Genomic DNA, 20,712 nt, shown 5'->3' on the forward strand with positions numbered 1-20,712 from the left:
ATTAAATCAATATCACTATACCGATGAGTTCCTGCTAGCGGAACGGATTAGGCGTATCCCCTTGCTCAAGAATCGCTTCTCCATAAGGCGCGTACGCGTATTGATCCGTCACTTGGCCGCTGTTGTCGGTCAAAGCGATCGTGCTGCCTCGACGGTCATAGTGATATACCCGATAAGTGCCTGCTTGATCTTCCCTGCCGATATCCCTGCATAAGGCTGTGAAGGTTGCCACAGGCATAGGCTTTGATCCTTCGGGTTTTCCGGCGCTTTGAAGCGCCAAAGACGGTTGTTTGCGTCGTTAGCGATGCAGCGGCGGGCAAAAACTAGTTAATAGCATTACTGGGTCATGTGTGGTATTGGTTGAATGATCGTTTTAATCGGCACTGGATAAGCCATAGAGAGGATGGACTCCTCTTTATGGCTAGTAACTCATTTATTCGCTTCGACGAAACTGCTTTCTCTTTTGGAGGTGTTCTTATTCATATAAAATGATTGGCCTGATTCTTTATCTGCATTTTCTGCCATAGTTGTAACTTCACACATTAGTGCAATGTAGCGTGCCATCCAAGATGAGATATTAAGCATATGGTCATTAAGTATCTCTTGGAAGGAATCAGTAGTAGTAGCTTCAAAGGAATATTGATATTCTGGCCACTTACCGTTATTCTTCAATTCTTGTAATTGAACCTCAAAACCAAATACTTCGGCATAACCTACTAAATCATATGGTTCATCTTCCATATTTTCATATCTTAAAGCAGGTATATTCAGCCCATCCTCTAATTTTGAACCTAAGTCTTGCAAAGTGCCCTTATACTGGATGTATACCTTAGAGTAAGCGCCATGTACTTTGTCTGAAAACTCCATTTTAACCTCCTAATTACTCGATGGCTTAAATTTAATTGAAAATCCCTCTTTGTTTGGCTTTAATCCTTTAAATCCCGGTGTTTCAGAAAGTATTTTCCTAAATTCAGGGTTGGCTTTGAGACTATTACCAAATTTCTCGTACAGAATATCACTCTCAATATAGTAGTTCATCTTTTTCCATTAAAACCTGCGAGAGATTGGCATGCGGATTGACCACATACTTCGTTGTTACACCATTCACAGTCATGCCAATTCGTACGTTCTCACTGTTATAAGCGTAGCTTACTCCGCCTGCTGAGATCAAGCGGTTTCTAGCATCATACTGATAACCTTGCAGCTGACCTCCTAGCGGTCCGGTAATCATATTCCCATCCGAGTCATGGATAACATTCTGACCGTTATACGTAGCTAGACGATTATCAGCCGTGTAAGTCATCGTACCGTAGGGGAGAGGTGTACGTGTAGCTCCGTATGTGGCCGAGGCGACGGTAGCTGCGCTGTTCTGTTCGGTCAATACGTTGCCCGCAGCATCATAGTGGCTAATCCACTGTCCGCTAGCCGTTTGATCTGTAAGAGCAGTCATTTGACCGTTCGCATCATAACTTCTAGCCTCAACCGATCCATCAGCGCGTGTCGTAGTGGCGAGCATTGAGCCGCTTTTTCACCACTTCATTTGCGTGGAAACCCGTTTGGGAAAAAGCAAATCGAACGCCTTCAGCAAGATGGGCAAACAAGGCTGCAGGAAGGAGATTTGAATTTAGATGACACTTCCTGTGCTCATCCTTACGCTAAACAACTCTCGTTTTGTCCTGGTTCTTCGATCACGCACCAAAGGAAGCTGTGCAGACTTATGTGAAACACTGGTGCATTGAAGTGTTTTTTCGTACAGCGAAGCAAGAACTGGCTTTTGAAAAGTGCCACTCCGAATCCGAGGCGCATCACCATGCTCATTTCGAGTTACTGTTTACCGCAGAAACCTTGCTAGCTGTTGCATTATTTGAAATGAACAAAGAAAAAACGAGTGATGATAAAGGCTTCACTCACGGCGAAATGTTCCCCGGCCTTTTCCATACTCGTTGCCAATCCCGAACGAGAAACCCACAAGGGTCAAGAGTGAATCTACATTGATTTTGAAATACAAGAGAATTTGTCGAATATTAAATTACTCATTGCAACAAGGAGACTCGCCATTTATCGTCTAAGGATTCTTTTTTAGTTCCATAAAAAACCCAATGTCTCACTTGCAGTAAAAGAACTTATCTTTGGGCGTCTTAAGAATTTGCTTTCTTGCTACGAATCTTTCTTTTTGTGCTATAATCATCTCAATTACATAATTCGAATAGATGAGGTGCCCTTGCATGCAGCAAGGGGTAACAGGGAATCGGGTGCAAATCCCGAGCGGTCCCGCCACTGTATTCGGGGAGTTTCTTTCTATTAATGTCACTTGATATGTCATCAGGGAAGGCCGAAAGAAAACGACGATCCGAGAGCCAGGAGACCTACCTTCATCTATGTACCCACACACCTTCGCGGAAAGGAGCGGTGTACGTCAAGTCATTCGACAATGTCTTTTATTTGTCGTTTATTCGCACGTACCCACGACCGATCCAAGAGGATTGGTCTTTTTTTTGTACCTCATTTTAAAAGCAAAGGAGATTTACAACCAACATGTTCACGAAAAAGAAAAAACTTTCGAGCTTTCTGCTGCTTGTGCTGGGGTTTGCCTTGTATTTATTTATTAATGAACCCCAGTCTGCTCATGCCATGCATATTATGGAGGGATTCCTCCCGGTGGGATGGGCTATCTTCTGGTGGGTTGCCTTTCTGCCCTTCTTCTTCCTTGGTCTGCGCTCACTGATTAAAATCACAAAAGAAAATCCCGAGCTCAAAATCATGCTCGGACTTGCCGGAGCATTCACCTTCGTGCTCTCCGCACTGAAGATTCCATCGGTGACGGGCAGCAGCTCGCACCCAACAGGCACAGGCCTCGGAGCTGTCATGCTCGGTCCTCTGCCCATGAGCGTCCTTGGCTCTATTGTTCTGCTGTTCCAAGCGGTGCTGCTCGCCCACGGCGGACTTACGACGCTCGGTGCCAACGCGTTCTCCATGGCGCTATCCGGACCCGTCGTCGGCTATTTCATCTATCGGTTCATGATGAAAACGACCGGAAAGCAGAAATGGTCTATCTTCCTAGCTGCCGCTTTGGCCGACTTATCCACCTATGTCGTAACTTCGATTCAGTTAGCGCTTGCCTTCCCGGCTGAACAAGGCGGGTTCATCGCTTCCTTCTTGAAATTTGGCGGCATTTTTGCCATTACCCAAATCCCGCTCGCGATTAGCGAAGGTATTTTAACCGTATTAATCTGGAATTGGCTGCAAGCTTATAGCCCCAAAGAACTGACAATCCTGCAACATAAGATGAAAGGAGCATCTGAACAATGAAAAATCGCACAACAAATATTCTCATGCTGGTTGCCATCGTCTTATTAGCCGTATTGCCCTTAATCTTCGTCAAAGGTGAATTTGGCGGAGCTGATGATGCAGCTGAAAAATTAATTCAAAGTATCCAACCTTCCTATCAGCCTTGGTTCTCTTCTTTCTTTGAACTGCCTGCGGAGACAGAAAGCATGCTATTTGCCCTCCAAGCGGCACTTGGTGCGGGCTTCATCGGGTATGCTTTTGGACTATTCAAAGGAAAAGCTTCTAAATCCAAATCCCAATGATTAAACGGATTGATACACTTGCTTACGGCAATGGCTTACGCGATCTTTCCCCTATGTGGAAATGTGCATTTGCTACGATTATGCTGTTGTTCACCTACGTCGCTCACCCAGCCGTTCAGTTCCTTCTAGCCATTTGGTTAACCGTATGGACTGTGGGTTATGCGCGTATTCCGATTCGCTTCTACTTATCGCTAATTGCCATTGCTTGCTTGTTCTTCATTGGAAGCATACCTGCCTTAATCGTTGAAATTCGCCCTTGGCAAGCAACCTCTCCCGTACTCCATGAAGCGGCAGGCTTCACCTTTATGAACTGGCATTTTTTCGTGACTTCATCAGGTCTCTTGCTCGTCGGGAAGTTGTTCGTGCGCATCGTCGCCTGCCTTTCTTGTATGGCCTTTATCATTTGCAGCACTCCTTTTGCGGAACTGCTTCAAGTCTTGAAGAAAATACGGGTCCCGATGCTCGTCCTCGAAATTATGCTGATTATGTACCGGATATTATTTATCCTTTTTGAAACGGCCCAAGATATGTATGTTGCTCAGCAAGCAAGGGGCGGCCAAAGCGGCTTCCAGAACCGATTAAAGGATACAGCTACCCTGATTGTTCAAATGTTTATCAAAACGATGCAGCAATATAGATCCTTGTCCAATGGACTTGTTTCCAGAGGCTTCACCGAAGACATTCACATGGCCCCCTACCAAGCTAAGCCCGTACCTGTTCGGTACAAAGCGGAAAGCATCGCAGGCTTCATACTGCTGCTGCTCCTGGAAATTTGGCTGCATTGGAGGATCGCCCTATGAATTCGATTTTTGAAACTTTAGATATCAGCTTCAGCTATCCCGGAACGAAGGCCAAAGCCTTAAACAAACTAAAGCTCGCGATCCCGGAAGGAAAAAAAACTGCCTTATGCGGTCACAACGGCTCCGGCAAATCAACTTTATTCCTGCACGCGATTGGCATTCATTCGCCTGCCTCCGGCCAGGTTCTATGGAATAACACGCCGCTGACGTACAACCGCAAAGAACTCAAGCAATTGCGCCAGGATATTGGACTTGTTTTTCAAGATCCGGAGCAGCAGCTTATCTTAAATACCCCTTATGAAGATGTCACCTATGGGCTGCGGAATGCAGGGATTCCAGAGCCTGAGATCAAGCTCCGCGCAGAAGCGATCCTGCGCACAATGCGTATTGAACACTTGGCCCATACTCCGATTCATCATCTGAGCCTTGGCCAGAAGAAACGCGTCGCTTTGGCAGGTGTGCTCGTACTTGAACCTAAGCTCCTGCTTCTGGATGAGCCTACAGCTTATTTGGATCGTATTTCCGAGCAGCAGCTTATCGAAGAGCTTGATCGCATACATCGCCGAGGGATTACGCTCGTGATGGCTACGCATGACATGAATCTGGCCTATGCTTGGGCAGATTGGATTCTTGTCCTCGACCAAGGACAATGTGTGATGGCAGGTACGCCTGCCGAGATTTTCAGCAACACGCAAGCAATCCAGTCTCTTGGCTTGGATAAGCCCATGCTGCTGGATCTGTGGGAAGCTTTGCCTGAGACAAGCCGCCAAGGTAGAACTGCGCCGAGGAATGTAGAGGATTTTAAAATTCTGTTGCAAGAATGTTTGGCATAAAAATGGTTCGAATGCGTACGGAGGGTGCTTGAGCCGAAACAGTTCCGGATCAACCAGATTGCAGAATGAAAACAAGGGGCAAAGGAGAAATAATTCCCTCCTTGAAATGGGATGAATGCAGCAAAGGAGCTTTCCTACAAGTAAAAAACTTGAGGAAAGCTCCTTTGTATTTCAGAAGGCTTGAATCACAAAACCGCTGACAAAGGTGCGGACATTCGTGAAGGTGCGGTTGTAGTTTTATAAACCTGCGATTATGCATCTTTTGGGGCTGGGTTTAGCCGAAAATTGATACATTCCTGCAATTATACATGCTTTTGCGGCCTATTTCGGCTTTCTGGATGAAAAAACCAGAAATTCCTGCATAATCGCAGGAATTTCCTTTTTTCGGACGATTCGGCTGAAAAAGCCTGCATTTTCGCAGGTTTTTGACTCCGTGAGCCACTCCGTCCGCCGCCTTGCCTTGCCTTGCCTTGCCTTGCCTTGCCTTGCCTTGCCTTGCCTTTGCTTTGCATCGCCTCACCTCGTGACGTGCCGTTCCGTGCCTCGCCTTGCCGCGTCTCGCCCAGTGGAAACCAACGCTCCCAAGAGGCGCAGGGCAGAACAAATCAGCTCTCTCTCCGACTTACTGCTTGATCCGACTTACGCCTGTCCGGCCTTTTCCAGTCGGAACAAAACTCGCCTCATAGCTGTAAATCATCTGATCTTCCAAAGGCTTGCCCTCGAGCAAATGCTCCCGCACAAGTCTTCTTCCCAGCTCCGGTGTCATCTCTTTGTACCAAATTCCTTGCGGATACACAGTAACTACGCAGGCGTCCTCACAGCGGCCGTTGCATCTTGTTCGCGTCGTGTGAATGAGACCCTCCGCTTTGTGCTGCGCAATTTCATCACGGATAGCCAAAGTCGTCTCATCGCCTAATTGCTTCATGCAGGAACCGCCATTACAAATTAATACGTGATGTTTCACGGTAGATAAATCCCAAGTACTCATAACAATCTCCTTTCATTCAGTAAAATACGGATATTGGGGCACATCAGCCAACAGTGATTGGGTATAGGCGTGCTGTGGATTAGCAATGACATCTGCCGTCCTGCCTTGTTCCACCACAATGCCTTCATGCAGCACAAGCAGACGATCGCAGAGTGCAGTCACAACAGCAATATCATGAGATATAAATAAATAGCCAACTTGACGCTGCTTGCGCAAATCTCGGAGCAGCTCGATCACTTGAGCTTGAACCGAGACATCAAGCGCAGATAGACATTCATCCAGAATGATAAGCTCGGGGCTTGCCACAAGCGCTCTAGCTATGCAAACTCGCTGACATTGTCCAGTGCTTAGTTCATGGGGATAACGACTGAGATACTCTCCGCTTAGCCCAACGGCCTGAAGCAGCTCTCCTAGCTGCCGATCCACGTCCTCTTGCTGGGAAGGCTGCCTATGAAACTGCAAATAGGCTTCCTTTAGGCTCTTCTTCATCGTCCATGCGGGATTCAAACTGTTCCTCGGATCTTGAAATACGACTTGAATCGATTTTCTGGAAGCTCGCCGAACGTTCTTATTCGCAAGAGAAGCGCCACGCCACAGCATTTCCCCCGCATCTGGCCGTTCTAAATCCATCACACATCGCACTAATGTGCTTTTCCCCGATCCAGACATCCCGATTAAGCCAACACTTTCACCAGGCAAAATAGTAAAAGAAATCTGCTGCAGCACTTTTTTCTTCGCATACGTTTTTGAGATGCGATCAATGACCAGCATGAACAGCACCTCGGCTTTCTGCGATGCGTTTGTCTGTCTCCTCAGACCAAGCAGAAGAGGACGGCAGCTTCGGAATAGCAGCCAGCAATTGCTGGGTATACGCATGGGCAGGGTTCGTGAAAATCTGCTGAACGCTCCCGCTCTCCACAACTTCGCCGCCGCGCATGACACATAGCCGGTCTGCTACTTGAGCTACAAGGCGTAAGTCATGAGAAATAAAGATCAGCGCAGCCTTATGCTTCTTTCGCTGCTCCTGAAGCAGCTCCATAATTCTCGCTTGTGTACTCACATCAAGCGCTGTTGTAGGCTCATCAGCCACGATGATATCCGGCTGATGCATCATCGCCATGGCAATGACAACACGCTGACGCATCCCTCCGCTTAGCTCGTGCGGGTAGCAGGTGTATGTTTCAGCGGATAAGCCCATTTGCTCCAGAAGCTGCAAGGCTCGCTCCTTGGCTGCCGCCCTCGTCCAAGGGCTTCCGCTTGTAAGCAAACATTCGCGCAGCTGTTCACCGATGCGCAAGACAGGATTCAAGGAATCCATCGGAACCTGTGTAATATAAGCGATTCGTCGACCGCGTACGCGGCGCCAATCTTTCCATGCATAAGCGGTCGTATCTTCGCCAAATAGATGAAGAGCCCCGCCTTGCTGATGAAACGGATGTCTCAGCAGGCCAAGTGCGGCAAGAGCCAACGTACTTTTCCCCGACCCGCTCTCTCCAACAAGCCCCAGGCATTCGCCTGGGTAAAGACGGAGATTCACATTTTGGAGAATAGGTCTACTGGAACGATCTCCCTTCTCTCGAACCGAAATGCTAAGCTCTCGCACTTCAAGGATAGCTCCATCAGGCTCCCCGCCTTCCAGGACAGCGGACTTCTGCTCATGAGCGAATGTCTTCGGCAGCCGTGATCGACCAAACAGCAGCGGAACGCTTGGTTTTCGAGGTTCAAGCGCATCCTTTAGCGTATCTCCCAAATAGTTAGCTGCCAGAACGGTAAGCAGGATCGCCATCCCTGGCGCAAGGAACAACCATGGCGCTTCTTCCAAATAGGCTCTGCCTTCATTCAGCATGGCTCCCCATTCAGGCTGCGGAGGCCTGATACCTAGGCCTAAGAACGACATGGAAGCAATGCTGAGCATAATGCTGCCCATATCCAGCGTCACGAGGACAAGTATAGGACCTGCTAGGGCTCCGAGAATGTGTGTCCCGATAATTCTCCATGCTGGAATCCCCATAGCTCTTGCTGCCATGACATAACCATCATCCCGTATCGCCAGCACGTAGCTGCGAATCATACGAGCATAAGAAGGCCAAGATACAGCAGCCACGGCAATAAGCAGGCTTGGCAACCCTGCCCCAAGCAAAGTAGCAAGCGTTATGGCCAGCACCATTTGCGGAAAGGAAAAAAGCACATCCATGATACGGGTCATAACGGTGTCCACCCACCCGCCGAAATACCCGGCAGCAAGTCCGATCAACAGGCTCAAGGATATGACGATACCTACCGCGAGAACAGAGGCACCAATGGAATGCAGCCCTCCGTACATCAATCTTGTCCATACATCTCTTCCATAATTGTCTGTTCCAAGCCAGTGTTCACCGGATGGAGGGAGGAGCGATGTCGCATAATTCACTTTGAGTGGATCATGGACAGCAAACCAAGGAGCGCCCAGAGAGAAGACCACGATCCCCGCAAGGAGCGCAAGCAGTGCAAGCGCTAGCGGGTCTTTTCTCAGCGCAGCCACTAATCTTTGGCGAAAACGATTATCCACGCTGTCCCTCCTGCTCGACTCTGACCCGGGGATCCAGCCAACGGTAGGCCAAATCGACAAGTAGATTTAATGAAATATATACAACCGCCATGAAGAGCACGAAAGCTTGAATAACCGGATAATCGCGGCCAGTTATCGCATCAACGGCATATCGGCCTATCCCAGGCCAAGCATAAATCGTTTCGACAATTACAGAACCGCCAATTAATCCGCCCAGTACGACGCCAAATGAAGTCAAAACAGGTAAAAGCGCATTCGGAAGCGCATGCTTTCCTATCATTTGGAAGCGCGAAAGACCTTTGGCCTCGGCCAGCAGCATATAGCGCTGAGAGAAAGCTTGCAGCATGCTCGTTCGCAGCAAGCGCGCCGTAATGGACGAAAGTCCGATACCCAGTGTCAACGCTGGAAGAATAAGATGCTTGAAATCACCTCGCCCCATTGTGGGCAGCCAGCCAAATTTCACGGAGAAGGTATACATAAAGACAAGACCTAAGAAAAAGGAAGGCACCGAAATACCGATTAAAGCAATAAAACGGCTCAGATGATCCAATCCCTTGCGGTGAAACACCGCTCCAGCCAAGCCGGAGGGGACTGAAATTAGGACCATAACCACAAGCGCGGCCATGGATAATTCGAGCGTTGCCGGAAACCGGTTCATGAACTCATCCCAGATTGGCGTTTTGCTTCGAAAGGAGACACCCAGATTGCCCCCAGCAATCTGGACCAGCCAATTTCCGTACTGAATCCAGAAGGGCTGATCCAGCCCTAGGCTTTTGTTCAGCACACTCGCATCTTTTTCTAAATCAGAAAGATTCGCACCTGGATCAAACATGCTGAGCAGCATTGTCCGGGCTGGGTCCCCGGGAATAAATCGCACAAGCGAAAATACTAGCAGGGTTACGCCAAGAAGTACCGGAACCGTCAACGCCAATCGGATACAAAGATAACGAGCTAATTTCATTGAGCGATATACATGGCCGGTGTAATTCTTGTCTTGAGGTTGTCATCTACGCCCTGTACCTTTTTATTGTAAGCAGCACCCCAACGCGTACTATTGTACAAATAGACAATCGGAACGTCCTGCTGCACTTGGGTTTGAATTTGTTTAGCCAGCTCCGCTTGCTTCTTGCCATCAAACTCGGAAACTAAACCATCCAGCAGTTTATCGACTTCAGGGTTTGTGTAACCGCCGTAGTTGGAGGCAATTCCCGTGTGGTAATAGGAGTTGAGCTGTCCTCCGATATCTCCTGTCGCACTGCCGCAGGAACAATAGGTGGCAAGCTCAAAATTGCCGTCCAACATCATTTGATTAGAAGCTGTTGTTTCTACAACATTTAGTTCAATGGAAATCCCCACTTCTTTGAGCTGTGATTGCAGTGCAACGGCTAAAGGCTGGAAGACGGAGTACGTCAGCAGCTTGTATTGCAGCTTTTGACCCTCTTTTGCCCGGATGCCGTCTGAACCAGCTTTCCAGCCTGCTTCATCCAGCAATTGGACGGACTTGGCTTTATCCATGTCTGAACTTGTTTCAATGGCATAGGGAAGACCCGCCGGGAAGTGCCCGGTCGCTTTGGATGCGAACCCGCGGTTTACACCATCAATAAGCTCCTTGCGATTCACAGCCAGATTGATCGCTTGACGCACCTTTGGATCTTGCAGCGAAGGTACTTTTTTAATATTCAACCATAGATTAGAGGTGCTGCCGACAGGAAAGTACGTTTGGAACTTGCTGTCCTTTTCATAGGAAACCCGTTGATCTACTTCAACATTCATGTCGCCGTCCGCATCGCCATTCTTAAGCGCAAGCAAGCGGGCTTGACCATCTGTGCCTAGTCTGGACTCCAAGCGCTGAAGCTTAGGCTTATCGCCCCAGTATCCCGGGAAAGCTTCTGCAATCAGCAATTCGCCTGGCGTGAACTGAATAGGCTTCATAAAACCGGTTAAATCAGGCTCTTTATTGAATTTATCTCCGATTAAATCCGCTTGAGCCGCGTTATGAATAGCAAAAGCCGCTAATTTAAAAATGAAGGAAGGATCTGGCTTCGGCGTTTGGATCTGCAAATGTGTGGCATCCTTCACAAGGAACTGCACACCGCCGAGTTGAGAAGGACCACGCTTGTTCAGCTTCTGATGACGTTCCAGAGCAGCTTTCACAGCAGCCGCATCCATCACGGCCCCGCTCCAGAATTTAACATTCGGCTGCAGCTCTACTTCCCACAACGTTGGTTCTATATTTTTCCACGATTTAGCTAACCAAGGACGAATAGAGCCATCATCATTCTGATAGACAAGCGGTTCAGCAATCCCATCCGACGTAATCCGCTGAGCATCAATATGTACAGGATCAAGGGATCGCGGCATATTGAGCGTCACATATTTGAGCACTTGCTCTTTGGCAGGCACTGCAGCCGTCGATGAGGTTGGTGAATTTGTCGATACATTCGACGTTCCGGTTGATTTGGAACAGGCAGACAGAACGAAAATCACAATTAAGATAAGGAATGAGGCAATCATCCGATATTTGCGTTTATTACTTTTAAGCATAGTAAAATAGACCTCCCGAGAAATTATTTACTTTTCATTTAATCGTAATTATTACAATTAAACATTATTCCTAACTTTGTTGCTTTTGTCAATTAAAAAAGGCGCCTCCCCTCTTTGTAAAAAAAGGGAAAGACGCCTATCGATGGTATGCGAATAGCTCATCTAACACCTCCCTATCTCCCGTAGGTACCTAACTGTGCTGTAGAAATAGGCAGGTCTCCTGGCTTCAGTATCCTCATCAAACGTCAACCTTCCCAATCGAATTCGATCAGTGGCATTCAGACATTGACTCCTCTGTTACAGTGGCGGGACCGCGTCGGCTTTAAACCGATCTTCCCTTTTAAGCTTATCCCTGCACTTGTACACGCAAGAAGTAAGCACCTATTCCCATTATGAATTTGTCGGAGCTCGTCCGAGCTCAACAACCATCTTAACCCAATGTCCACATTCATACAAGGAAAAAAGCCCCAACCAAGAGGTTGAGGCGAGCTTCATGGATTAAATTGTCCAAGCTTATGCCTTAAACGGAAGGCCGATTGGGTTGATGATGCCCAGGCTCAGTTGAGGTCAAATTGGACTGAACTTGAGCAGCTTGCTTGGAGTTGTCGATCGCACTTTGATTCTTCTCTGTCATGTTTTTCTTCTTGCTCATGGCTCCTGATTCCTCCTGTAAGTGAGATGATTACCCTACTAGTATGAGGAATGGCTTGCCTAAATATGCGGTGCGAAAGAAATCCCACGATCAGCGGACAAACAAGCCTGGCATTGTCATTCAATGTACAGTCAGGATCTACATATTTACTATCTGCGTTCTCTTATATAAAACTGGTATTGCCGCCGCTATAAGGATCATACCCATAAAAGCTGGTGCGGCATGACCAATTGATACATAAATTTGACCACCAATGATAGGCCCAATCATTCTTGCTAAAGCCTGAATGGATTGGCTGCCTCCTTGAATCCTTCCTTGTTCACTGGCATCGACTGACTTGGAGAGCATTCCATTGAAGGAAGGCCCAAAGATCGAATCACCAAAACCAAATATAAACATTCCAGCTATTAAAAGTGGATAGAAGGAGAACAATGAAGATAACGCAATAAGACTGTAGCCTATGATCTCCGAAACCATTCCAAGTATGGCTATCTGTTTATCACTTCGTTTTTTCAAAAGCTTTGGCATGATGAAACCTTGTGAAATGATGTCTTGGACACCCATAATTGAAAACATAAGTCCGATTAGTGCAGGCTTCCAACTGAAAGTATCCATTGTAAATTGGGAAAAAACGGCCTGTAAGGATCCATTCGGTATCCAAAGCAAGAACGCTGAGACAAGCAGCCTATTTAAGTTTTTCATGGAAAGCAGGTTTGCAAGCTGTGTAAATGGATTCAGTCTTACAAAGGTAATATCTTTCAGCCTATTACTCTTGGCAAGGCTCTCAGGCATAAAAAAGTATCCATAAACAACATTCAATAAAGTGATCACTGCTCCGAAATACATGGGTACAGAATAGCCAAACTTGGCAAGTAATCCGCCTAGCGTCGGGCCAATGACGGTGCCTACACCTACAACCGCGCTCACCCATCCAAAGTATTTGGTTCTCTGCTGCGGAGGAATGATGTCTGCAAAATAGGCAAAGATTGTGCCTATGCTCCCTCCTGTTATACCCTCTATGATGCGCCCAGCAAATAGTACCCATAGAGCTCCTCCTATGCCAAAAACAAAGTACCCGATGGCCGAACCAAAAAGGCATACTAAGAGCAATGGACGACGGCCATATTTGTCGCTCAAAGCTCCAAGTACGGGGGCGGCAAAAAACACGCAGAATGCATAAACAGAGGTCAGCACCGTAACAACTATTGCCTGTTCTCCCGGATTGCTTGTATAAGGCTGCACTAAGAATGGGACGACAGGTGCTATGATACTGAAGCCTATTCCGCAAAGAAACACAGAGATAAGACCGAATAGTAAAGCGTGTTTATCTATGGTTTGTTCTGTGTTCTGTTCATTGTTTGATCTAAATTTGAACACTTAAATTCTCCCCTCAAAAATTGTTGTTTTGATTCCTTGGAAACATATTCATACTAATATAATTTTGTTTCCTTGTCAACAAAATAACAATAATAAAAATGCAGCCTGTTCTCAATAGAGCCCGGCTGCTTGTGGTTTCATTTTCACTATTCAAATTTATTCCGACTTCATATGTACACCTTGTTTCTGTATTTCTGCATCCAAATGCCTATTATACTTATCCACGAAGCTAAGCATACTGTCAAATTGTCCCTCGGTTACTTGCTCAAATACGGCTTTATCCCGCTCTTGAAACTCTTTGTGCAGGTCCTCATGGATTTTATAAATGACTTTCCCTTGCTCAGTAAGCCGAAAATAAATTTCTTTCTTGTTCTCCGACTTCTGATAGCTTATGATAAGGCCTTTTTTTATGAGCTTCTGAGTTAATTTACTTATGGCACCGCGAGTCATATAAAAGGACTCCGCAAGTTTTGTCACGTTGGAATCTGCATTTTTTTCAATGTATTCGATGCAATGTACTTCAGAAGGCTTATACCCCTTAAGACTGTCTTCCATCTTATCCTTATTAAGCCAAACCAGCTTGTTATACAATTCTCTGAACCCTATCATGACCTGATCTTCTTTGTTCATGGCCTGTCCTCCCACCCGGAAATTTATAAATGATATAAGGGCAAGCAAAAACCTGTAGGCAATTTCCCTACAGGCTCTTGTTTGGTGCCACTCGACCTTAGTGTTTCTTGTGCGGCAAATTACTACCGGGCTGATTATCACCTTGTGTCCTGAAGTTCTTCTCGGCTTTCCTCTGCTTGTCATGCAGCTTGCTAATGAAATGGCTATCCATGAGCACTCGCCTCCTGAAGAAAGAATGGCACTACCTTTATAGAATGTCACACAAGCTCTAAATTTAAACGCATAGCCAAATTAAGAATGGCGCCCCTTGCTTCCGCATCCGTTTTCACTCGTTCGTACAATTCCTCGAAATTGATGCGGTTCTGCATAAACTCAGGTTCGGTTCTGATCGCTGTTTGCGTCCAATTAATCAAAACGTTCTCAGCTTGCGTAAGCTCATTGTACGCGCGATGCAAGCCAACACGCTCAACGATCTCTTCCATCTCTTCTTGGCCTACTTCTTTACCTGCTTCTCTCAACTCGGTAATTCGTTTATCTGCTTGATTGCTAATTTGCAGAAAATGTTCTCTTGACGCCAAGTAGTCGATTTGTGCTTTGGAATGTTTCTTTTTCATCGTCATCACCTTCATCATTTAAAATATAAGAATTGGCTATATTGTAACAGTCCTGTTAACAAAACACAAAAATCAAACTGCAGCAGCCTTCCCTCCGCCTCAGGACAGACATTATATATCCTGAATTTGCATACCCTTTATCATCATGCTCTCTTCATAAAGAAAGGAAGGAACGTCTATGTGCGGAATAACGGGTTGGATAGATTGGCGGAAAGACTTGACCGGGTACCCGTCCATTCTAGAAAATATGACGGAAACGCTCCATTTGCGTGGACCCGATGCCTCAGGCACCTGGATCTCACAGCATTGCGCTCTCGGCCATCGCCGTTTGAGCGTCATGGATCCGGAAAACGGCGCTCAGCCGATGGTGCGGAAACAAGGAGACTACACCTATACGATCGTATATAATGGTGAGCTTTATAACGCTCCTGAACTGAAAAAGGAGCTCGAGCTCCGAGGACATCAATTCCGCACGACCTGCGATACAGAGGTGCTGCTGGTTGCCTTTATGGAATGGGGGCGAGCTTGTGTCGACCGTCTGAATGGCATTTTCGCTTTCGCGGCTTGGAATGATCAGGAACAGTCTTTGTATTTGGTCCGAGATCGGCTAGGCGTAAAACCGCTCTTTTATTCTCATCAGAACGGGGTACTTTTATTCGGTTCAGAGCCGAAATCTATTCTCGCGCATCCGGATTTCAAAGCGGAGGTCGGCGCGGAGGGATTGGCGGAAATCTTCGCTGTTGGCCCTGCACGTACGCCAGGCCACGGTGTTTACCGCAACATGTCAGAGCTCAAGCCTGGTCAATGCGCGGTTTTCGACCGAAACGGCTTGTCAATCCGAACCTATTGGAAGCTGGAAAGCAAGCCGCACCCAGATGACATCGCCGCAACCGCTTCGCAAGTACAGCAATTGCTGAGTGATACGTCACAACGTCAGCTAGCCTCCGATGTGCCGATCTGCACCTTGCTTTCGGGCGGACTCGATTCCAGCGCACTCACGTCATTGGCAGCGACGCACTATAAGGAAAGCGGGCAAGGCCCACTGCATACCTTTTCTGTCGATTACAAAGATAATGACAAGCATTTTAAGGCAAACATCTTCCAACCGAATTCCGATGCGCCTTGGATCAAAAGAATGACTGAGCACCTTGGCACTGAGCACCACTATATCGAGTTCGACACGCCGGAACTTGTGGAATCATTGAAAACAGCCGTCTTTGCCCGCGATACTCCGGGGATGGCTGACGTCGATGGCTCTCTTTATTTGTTTTGCCGTGAAATTAAAAAGCACGCCACGGTAGCCATCTCCGGCGAAGCCGCCGATGAAATTTTCGGAGGATACCCTTGGTTTCATAATGAAGAAGCATTGTCTGCCAACACGTTCCCATGGTCGCTTAAGCTGAATAATCGTGTTGACTTGTTGGCTCCCGATCTCGTCGATTGGATCAAACCCGTCGAATATGTCAGCAACCGATATCAACAAGCCTTGAGCGAAGTGCCTCGCTTAGCCGGGGAAACCCAGCAGGAAAACCGGATGAGGGAAATGTCCTATCTGAACATCACACGCTTCATGCCAACCCTTCTGGATCGCAAGGATCGCATGAGTATGGCGGTTGGGTTGGAAGTTCGCGTTCCTTTCTGTGACCACCGACTTGTTGAGTATGTGTGGAATATCCCCTGGGAAATCAAAACGTCCGGCGACCGGGAGAAAGGCATCCTCCGCAAGGCACTCAAAGGTGTTCTGCCGGATGACGTGCTGACTCGCAAAAAGAGCCCTTATCCGAAGACACATAATCCGAATTATTTGGCAGCTGTGCGGAAGTGGGTTTTGGAAATTCTTGACGACTCCAGCTCCCCTCTGCTGCCGTTCATTGATGTGAAGAAAATCCGGGCACTTGCCAGCTCAGATAACAATGATTTCGATCTGCCTTGGTTTGGACAGTTAATGACAGGACCCCAGCTATTCGCCTATTTGGCTCAAGTAGATACCTGGCTGCGCACCTATAAAATTTCCATTCGTTAAAGCAAATAAAGACCTGCTCCATTGATCAATGGAAGCAGGTCTTTTGCTGTATTTAGTCCGTTTGGTTAGGCAGCCGATCCAAAAATAGCCGCAGTGCTTTAGCTCGATGACTGATGGCATTTTTCTCTTCCATCGTCAGTTCCGCCATCGTTCTTCCCATCTCCGGAATATAGAATAACGGATCATAGCCGAAGCCGCTTTCGCCCCGCTCTTCCCCGATAATGAAGCCGCGGCAAGCATCTTCTGCTTCGATAATTTCATTCGCCACAGGATCAATTAAAGCGAGCGCGCAGACGAAGGAAGCCTCGCTAAGGAGTGGCGGATGCCCTGTTCCTAATGGGGAAGCCAGTTCATCAGATGGCGCAATGTCACTCAATGCCTGAAGCAGCTTCGCATTATTGTCCTCATCCGTTGCATCCTCGCCTGCATATCTGGCCGAATAGACACCTGGGTCCCCGCCCAGCGCCTTGACGCATAAGCCGGAATCATCCGCCAGAACGGGCACATGAAGATGCGCCGAAATAATTTGCGCTTTAATGCGTGCATTCTCTGCAAAAGTTTTCCCGCTCTCAACGATTTCAGGAAGCTCCGTATAGTCCGCTAAGCTGCGAACTTTATAGCCCTTTGCCCCAAACAGCTTGGCAAATTCTTTCACTTTCCCTTCGTTGCGCGTAGCTATTACGACAATGTTACTTTGTAGCCGCATGTTGTACACCTCGAATACGATCAGCGATCGGCCCCAGTACCTTGCTTTGCTCTTCAATCATGGTGCGAATGCCTGTCTCAGCTAGAGCAAGCAGCTCATCCAATTCCTTGCGGGAAAATGGCGCATCCTCGCCCGTCCCTTGAATTTCAACGAATTGACCATTACCGGTCATCACGACGTTCATATCGACCTTCGCTTGTGAATCCTCTTCATAATTCAGATCCAGTCGCGGTGTTTCGCCAATTACGCCTACGCTGACAGAGGCGAGGAAATCGTTAATAGGAAACTTCGCCAAATTTTTATCGGTGGCCAGTTTATTGATAGCAAAAGCCATAGCAACAAAAGCGCCCGTAATCGACGTTGTACGCGTACCGCCGTCCGCTTGAATCACATCACAATCCAGTGTAATGGATCTCTCGCCGAGAGCCTCCAGATTCACAACGGAACGCAAGGCGCGCCCTATTAGACGCTGAATCTCCATCGTACGGCCTCCAAGCTTGCCTTTGGCCGCTTCGCGTTGGTTGCGCACTTGCGTTGCCCGCGGAAGCATCGAATATTCAGCCGTTACCCATCCTTTGCCTTGCCCTTTCATGAAAGGGGGAACGCGTTCTTCCACCGTCGCCGTACAAATGACTTTGGTATCCCCGACCTCAATAAGCACCGAGCCTTCTGCGTGTTTTATATAATGAGGGGTGATTTTCATAGTTCGCAGGTCTTGATTCGTTCTTCCGCCAATTCTCATAACTGTTGTTCTCCTCCTGTTGCTTCCATCAGAAGCTTTGTACCTTACGCCCCATTGTAACAAAGTAGCCGAGGAAAAGCATCCTCAGACTTGAACTATAATAACCCAAAGTATGTTTGTATATAGTAAAAAACCCCTATGCAAGCCCTTGTCAATGACAAGGGTACAGGCATAGAGGTCTTTCACAAGGCTGAGCTGCTTACAGCTTCGTTGGGTTAATATGTGCAGGTCTTGCTACGGGTTTGCTGTAATTTTGATTGTCTGTCGACGTAATCTTCACAGCGCCATCCACTTTTATTTGAACTTGCTTATAACCTGTGTTCTCGGTTAAAGATAAGATGACGGACTGCAGCGCATCGGCAGATGCCTTCTGATCTGCCCCTAGAAGCTTATTGGAGAAATCAACGGTGATCAAGCCCTCCGCTGTCGGTTTAATGCTTTTCACTTCCGTTGTCGTGTTCAGAACCGCAGCCAACCCTTTCTTCTGATCCGGTCCTTTGATCAATTGATCAACAACCGCTTTGGCTACATCATCCGTTCTCTTAACGAGCCTTGTAACTGGCACATAATATTTGTAATTTTGATCATTTTGATTTAAGAAATAGAGGGTTACCGGCGTAGATTGTCCGAACTCGGCATCCTCCGCCTTCTCAATGTTGATCCCCATTGAACGGGCGAGCGGCATATCCAGCGGCGTTTTTCCTTGCGGCATCTCTTTCAGATCTTTCCCCTCTACTCGCAGTTGAACCTTCTCCACGCTAGCGAAATTGGTGAGGTTCCACGTTATGGCCTCCAAAATCTTTCTTTCATCCTGCTTGTCGTAATTCAGGAACTCCTTAGAGAAATCAACGATTGCCCGCTTATCGGATGTGATATTCAAGCTGACAATCTTCGTTCCTTTAGGCAGCAGCGCTTGGAAACCGGATGGCAGCAGGCTGGCGACAGGGCCTCCATCGACCATGTACTCGAGCGTCGTCTTGGCGACAGACACTGATTTCGGCAATCCGAGACTTAGCGGCGCAACGAAGCCTTTGGCATCCTTTACATAAACCGTCATCTGCGAGGAGTTTTCATCGATCATATCAATCGTAACTGCGGCTGATGTCGTCTTAGCGTCCACTTCTGCACCCGTGGTCGGAGGCGCATCGATGTCACTTTTCTTCCCAGTCCCCAGAACCGAACATCCTGTGGTCAGCAAGACAATCACCCCCGCGATGGCGGCTGAACGAATCCAATGTTGATGTTTCATTTGCTTATTTCCTCCTTCGAGTTTTCGCAGAAGCTTTCTTCGGAAGCATCTGCCCTTTTATTTTCCTTTGCATGGCCTGTACATTGCTTTTTCGTATTATTATGTATACGGGGCTTTGTCCGATTTATAACTACTTTTTGTCCACATGTTGAAAAAAGTGCAAACGATCAATGAAGTTCAAACCTGGCATAGGCGCGCATTTTTCCGATTCAATTCTGATATGCTATACTGGTATCAAAGTTTGGACCTAACTGGAGGCGCAGCGATGAGAACTTTCCTCAAAGATAAAACGCTCATTTTCAACGAATTCCGTGATGAAGTTTTCAGTCACTATCCTCAAGCTGTCATTGAAGAAGCCGTGGCTCGCTTGCTCGTCGAAATTAAAGGCATCAAGAAAATACCTTACGATACGATTACAACAACACTGCTTGGCGTTTTGAGCAAAACAGAAACCTACAACGTCATGTCCACATTGATGGAATTGCAAAAGAAAGTGAAGCACGATTCCGAGCTGCTGGCCAGCATGAAAGACCCAGCTTACAACGTCCATCGCACGATTGCCATGTCGATCTGCGGCTTATATGGAAGCGGAGCTATTTCCCTATTTGGCTTTATGGATTGTAAATTCCGCTTCTTTTTTCCAACCAAGCGTCCAAAATCGTTCATTTCCAAAGGCATATGCGCCATCGTCGCCTCGACGGCAAGCGTTATCATTTCGGAAAATGTGAAAGAGGATTACACCGAGCGCAATCTTGCCCTGTTAGCCGCAAGAGGTGTCGCCCTCGATGATATGGTAGAGATACTCGATACCCTGCAGCGTCCCTACAATCCCGATATGGAACGCAGCCTCTGCGAAGAGCATGTGCTTGCCGTGCTGCGCAAGCAGCAAACCTTCCACGCGCTTCAGCTCGCGATCAAAATCGATACAGCAGTCGAAGCCGGTGAATTTAATCCGCAATACAATCATATTGTCGGACAGGACGAGGGACTTTTCGGCGTAGACGAAAGTATCGCGACAGCCGTGCCGCTGATGTACGGTACCATTGCGCTTACCAACTTCGGCTACCTGGACAAAGAAAAAATCGGAATCATTAAAGAGCTGGACAGCGATCATTCCGAAGGAAAATGCAACACATTCATAGATGATATGGTATGCGGCATTGTCGCCGCCGCTTGCGGCCGGCTGGCGCATAATAATGTTCCTACTTACAGCAAGCCTTTGAAGTGATGTGTGAAGAGCTTGTCTTGCTTAGCGGAACTGTGGTCTCTTAATTTGCCGAAAACCCGCCATTTTGCCAATAGCTTTGCATTGAAGCTTACATGTGCGAACTAGGCCCCATCCCTATCTCGAAGCAAATAGATCCAGAACCTAAAAGAGGTTGAATTGGATACTTTGCCTTGACTTCGATTATTAAA

General features: G+C 47.4%; 22 protein-coding genes and 2 riboswitches. Of the genes, 6 read left to right on the forward strand and 16 right to left on the reverse strand.

Going from position 1 to position 20,712, the window contains the following annotated elements; translation table 11 throughout:
• Nucleotides 1-34: 34 nt before the first annotated feature.
• The 3 genes from HQN90_RS25695 to HQN90_RS25705 form a co-directional block, all read right to left on the reverse strand.
• Nucleotides 35-238 carry a hypothetical protein gene (locus HQN90_RS25695; RefSeq protein ID WP_173224022.1) on the reverse strand — a complete coding sequence of 68 codons (204 nt, stop codon included), beginning with the start codon at nt 236-238 and terminating at the stop codon, nt 35-37.
• A 191-nt stretch (nt 239-429) separates the two neighbouring features.
• Nucleotides 430-867, reverse strand: coding sequence for a hypothetical protein (locus HQN90_RS25700; RefSeq protein ID WP_173224024.1), 438 nt, complete (start codon nt 865-867; stop codon nt 430-432).
• Between the two features lie 154 nt (nt 868-1,021).
• A complete protein-coding gene (locus HQN90_RS25705) occupies nt 1,022-1,516 on the reverse strand; it encodes a hypothetical protein (RefSeq protein WP_173224026.1) in 495 nt (164 codons plus the stop codon).
• 681 nt (nt 1,517-2,197) lie between these two features.
• A riboswitch (cobalamin riboswitch) is annotated at nt 2,198-2,388 on the forward strand.
• A 147-nt stretch (nt 2,389-2,535) separates the two neighbouring features.
• Here HQN90_RS25705 and HQN90_RS25710 point away from each other — a divergent pair.
• The 4 genes from HQN90_RS25710 to HQN90_RS25725 are packed head-to-tail and all read left to right on the forward strand — an operon-like array spanning nt 2,536 to nt 5,223.
• Nucleotides 2,536-3,309: an energy-coupling factor ABC transporter permease gene (locus HQN90_RS25710; RefSeq protein WP_173224028.1), complete on the forward strand. Its 774-nt coding sequence runs from the start codon at nt 2,536-2,538 to the stop codon at nt 3,307-3,309.
• Nucleotides 3,306-3,590, forward strand: coding sequence for an energy-coupling factor ABC transporter substrate-binding protein (locus HQN90_RS25715; protein ID WP_079419150.1), 285 nt, complete (start codon nt 3,306-3,308; stop codon nt 3,588-3,590). Before HQN90_RS25710 ends, HQN90_RS25715 begins: the two co-directional genes overlap by 4 nt.
• Entirely contained in the window at nt 3,587-4,390 is an 804-nt protein-coding gene (gene cbiQ, locus HQN90_RS25720) for a cobalt ECF transporter T component CbiQ (RefSeq protein WP_173224030.1), read from the forward strand. The genes HQN90_RS25715 and cbiQ overlap by 4 nt, the downstream gene beginning before the upstream one ends.
• Nucleotides 4,387-5,223 (forward strand): energy-coupling factor ABC transporter ATP-binding protein, encoded by an 837-nt coding sequence (locus tag HQN90_RS25725; protein ID WP_173224032.1) that lies wholly within the window; start codon nt 4,387-4,389, stop codon nt 5,221-5,223. Before cbiQ ends, HQN90_RS25725 begins: the two co-directional genes overlap by 4 nt.
• 622 nt (nt 5,224-5,845) lie before the next feature.
• Here the strand turns inward: HQN90_RS25725 and HQN90_RS25730 are convergent.
• From HQN90_RS25730 to HQN90_RS25770, 10 genes are all read right to left on the reverse strand, one after another.
• Entirely contained in the window at nt 5,846-6,211 is a 366-nt protein-coding gene (locus HQN90_RS25730) for a (2Fe-2S) ferredoxin domain-containing protein (RefSeq protein ID WP_173224034.1), read from the reverse strand.
• 12 nt (nt 6,212-6,223) lie between these two features.
• The gene (locus tag HQN90_RS25735) at nt 6,224-6,982 is read right to left on the reverse strand and encodes an ABC transporter ATP-binding protein (RefSeq protein WP_173224036.1); all 759 of its coding nucleotides are present in this window, start codon (nt 6,980-6,982) and stop codon (nt 6,224-6,226) included.
• The gene (locus tag HQN90_RS25740) at nt 6,969-8,759 is read right to left on the reverse strand and encodes an ABC transporter permease subunit (protein WP_173224038.1); all 1,791 of its coding nucleotides are present in this window, start codon (nt 8,757-8,759) and stop codon (nt 6,969-6,971) included. Before HQN90_RS25740 ends, HQN90_RS25735 begins: the two co-directional genes overlap by 14 nt.
• Nucleotides 8,752-9,720 carry a nickel ABC transporter permease gene (gene nikB, locus HQN90_RS25745; RefSeq protein ID WP_173224040.1) on the reverse strand — a complete coding sequence of 323 codons (969 nt, stop codon included), beginning with the start codon at nt 9,718-9,720 and terminating at the stop codon, nt 8,752-8,754. The genes HQN90_RS25740 and nikB overlap by 8 nt, the downstream gene beginning before the upstream one ends.
• The gene (locus tag HQN90_RS25750; RefSeq protein WP_173224042.1) at nt 9,717-11,303 is read right to left on the reverse strand and encodes an ABC transporter substrate-binding protein; all 1,587 of its coding nucleotides are present in this window, start codon (nt 11,301-11,303) and stop codon (nt 9,717-9,719) included. The genes nikB and HQN90_RS25750 overlap by 4 nt, the downstream gene beginning before the upstream one ends.
• A gap of 193 nt (nt 11,304-11,496) precedes the next feature.
• A riboswitch (cobalamin riboswitch) is annotated at nt 11,497-11,703 on the reverse strand.
• Between the two features lie 120 nt (nt 11,704-11,823).
• Nucleotides 11,824-11,955, reverse strand: coding sequence for a hypothetical protein (locus HQN90_RS39400; protein WP_275942620.1), 132 nt, complete (start codon nt 11,953-11,955; stop codon nt 11,824-11,826).
• Between the two features lie 138 nt (nt 11,956-12,093).
• Entirely contained in the window at nt 12,094-13,332 is a 1,239-nt protein-coding gene (locus tag HQN90_RS25755) for an MFS transporter (protein ID WP_173224044.1), read from the reverse strand.
• 156 nt (nt 13,333-13,488) lie between these two features.
• Nucleotides 13,489-13,962, reverse strand: a complete 474-nt coding sequence (locus tag HQN90_RS25760) for a MarR family transcriptional regulator (protein WP_173224046.1) — start codon at nt 13,960-13,962, stop codon at nt 13,489-13,491.
• A 97-nt stretch (nt 13,963-14,059) separates the two neighbouring features.
• Nucleotides 14,060-14,173: a DUF4023 family protein gene (locus tag HQN90_RS25765; protein ID WP_079419170.1), complete on the reverse strand. Its 114-nt coding sequence runs from the start codon at nt 14,171-14,173 to the stop codon at nt 14,060-14,062.
• A gap of 46 nt (nt 14,174-14,219) precedes the next feature.
• Nucleotides 14,220-14,576, reverse strand: coding sequence for a hypothetical protein (locus HQN90_RS25770; RefSeq protein WP_079419172.1), 357 nt, complete (start codon nt 14,574-14,576; stop codon nt 14,220-14,222).
• Between the two features lie 178 nt (nt 14,577-14,754).
• Here HQN90_RS25770 and asnB point away from each other — a divergent pair, with 178 nt between their 5' ends.
• The gene (gene asnB, locus HQN90_RS25775; RefSeq protein ID WP_173224048.1) at nt 14,755-16,599 is read left to right on the forward strand and encodes an asparagine synthase (glutamine-hydrolyzing); all 1,845 of its coding nucleotides are present in this window, start codon (nt 14,755-14,757) and stop codon (nt 16,597-16,599) included.
• Between the two features lie 52 nt (nt 16,600-16,651).
• Here asnB and HQN90_RS25780 read toward each other — a convergent pair whose 3' ends face one another.
• From HQN90_RS25780 to HQN90_RS25790, 3 genes are all read right to left on the reverse strand, one after another.
• Nucleotides 16,652-17,305 (reverse strand): XTP/dITP diphosphatase, encoded by a 654-nt coding sequence (locus tag HQN90_RS25780; protein ID WP_173224050.1) that lies wholly within the window; start codon nt 17,303-17,305, stop codon nt 16,652-16,654.
• Nucleotides 17,289-18,047, reverse strand: coding sequence for a ribonuclease PH (gene rph / locus HQN90_RS25785; RefSeq protein WP_079419178.1), 759 nt, complete (start codon nt 18,045-18,047; stop codon nt 17,289-17,291). Before rph ends, HQN90_RS25780 begins: the two co-directional genes overlap by 17 nt.
• A gap of 199 nt (nt 18,048-18,246) precedes the next feature.
• Nucleotides 18,247-19,296 carry a GerMN domain-containing protein gene (locus HQN90_RS25790; RefSeq protein ID WP_173224052.1) on the reverse strand — a complete coding sequence of 350 codons (1,050 nt, stop codon included), beginning with the start codon at nt 19,294-19,296 and terminating at the stop codon, nt 18,247-18,249.
• Nucleotides 19,297-19,561: 265 nt separating this feature from the next.
• Between HQN90_RS25790 and HQN90_RS25795 the strand changes: the two genes are divergently transcribed.
• On the forward strand, nt 19,562-20,524 hold the full coding sequence (locus HQN90_RS25795; RefSeq protein WP_173224054.1) for a phosphatidylglycerophosphatase A family protein: 963 nt from the start codon (nt 19,562-19,564) through the stop codon (nt 20,522-20,524).
• Nucleotides 20,525-20,712: the final 188 nt, after the last annotated feature.

This window comes from Paenibacillus alba (assembly GCF_013204855.1).
Lineage (GTDB): Bacteria > Bacillota > Bacilli > Paenibacillales > NBRC-103111 > Paenibacillus_E > Paenibacillus_E alba.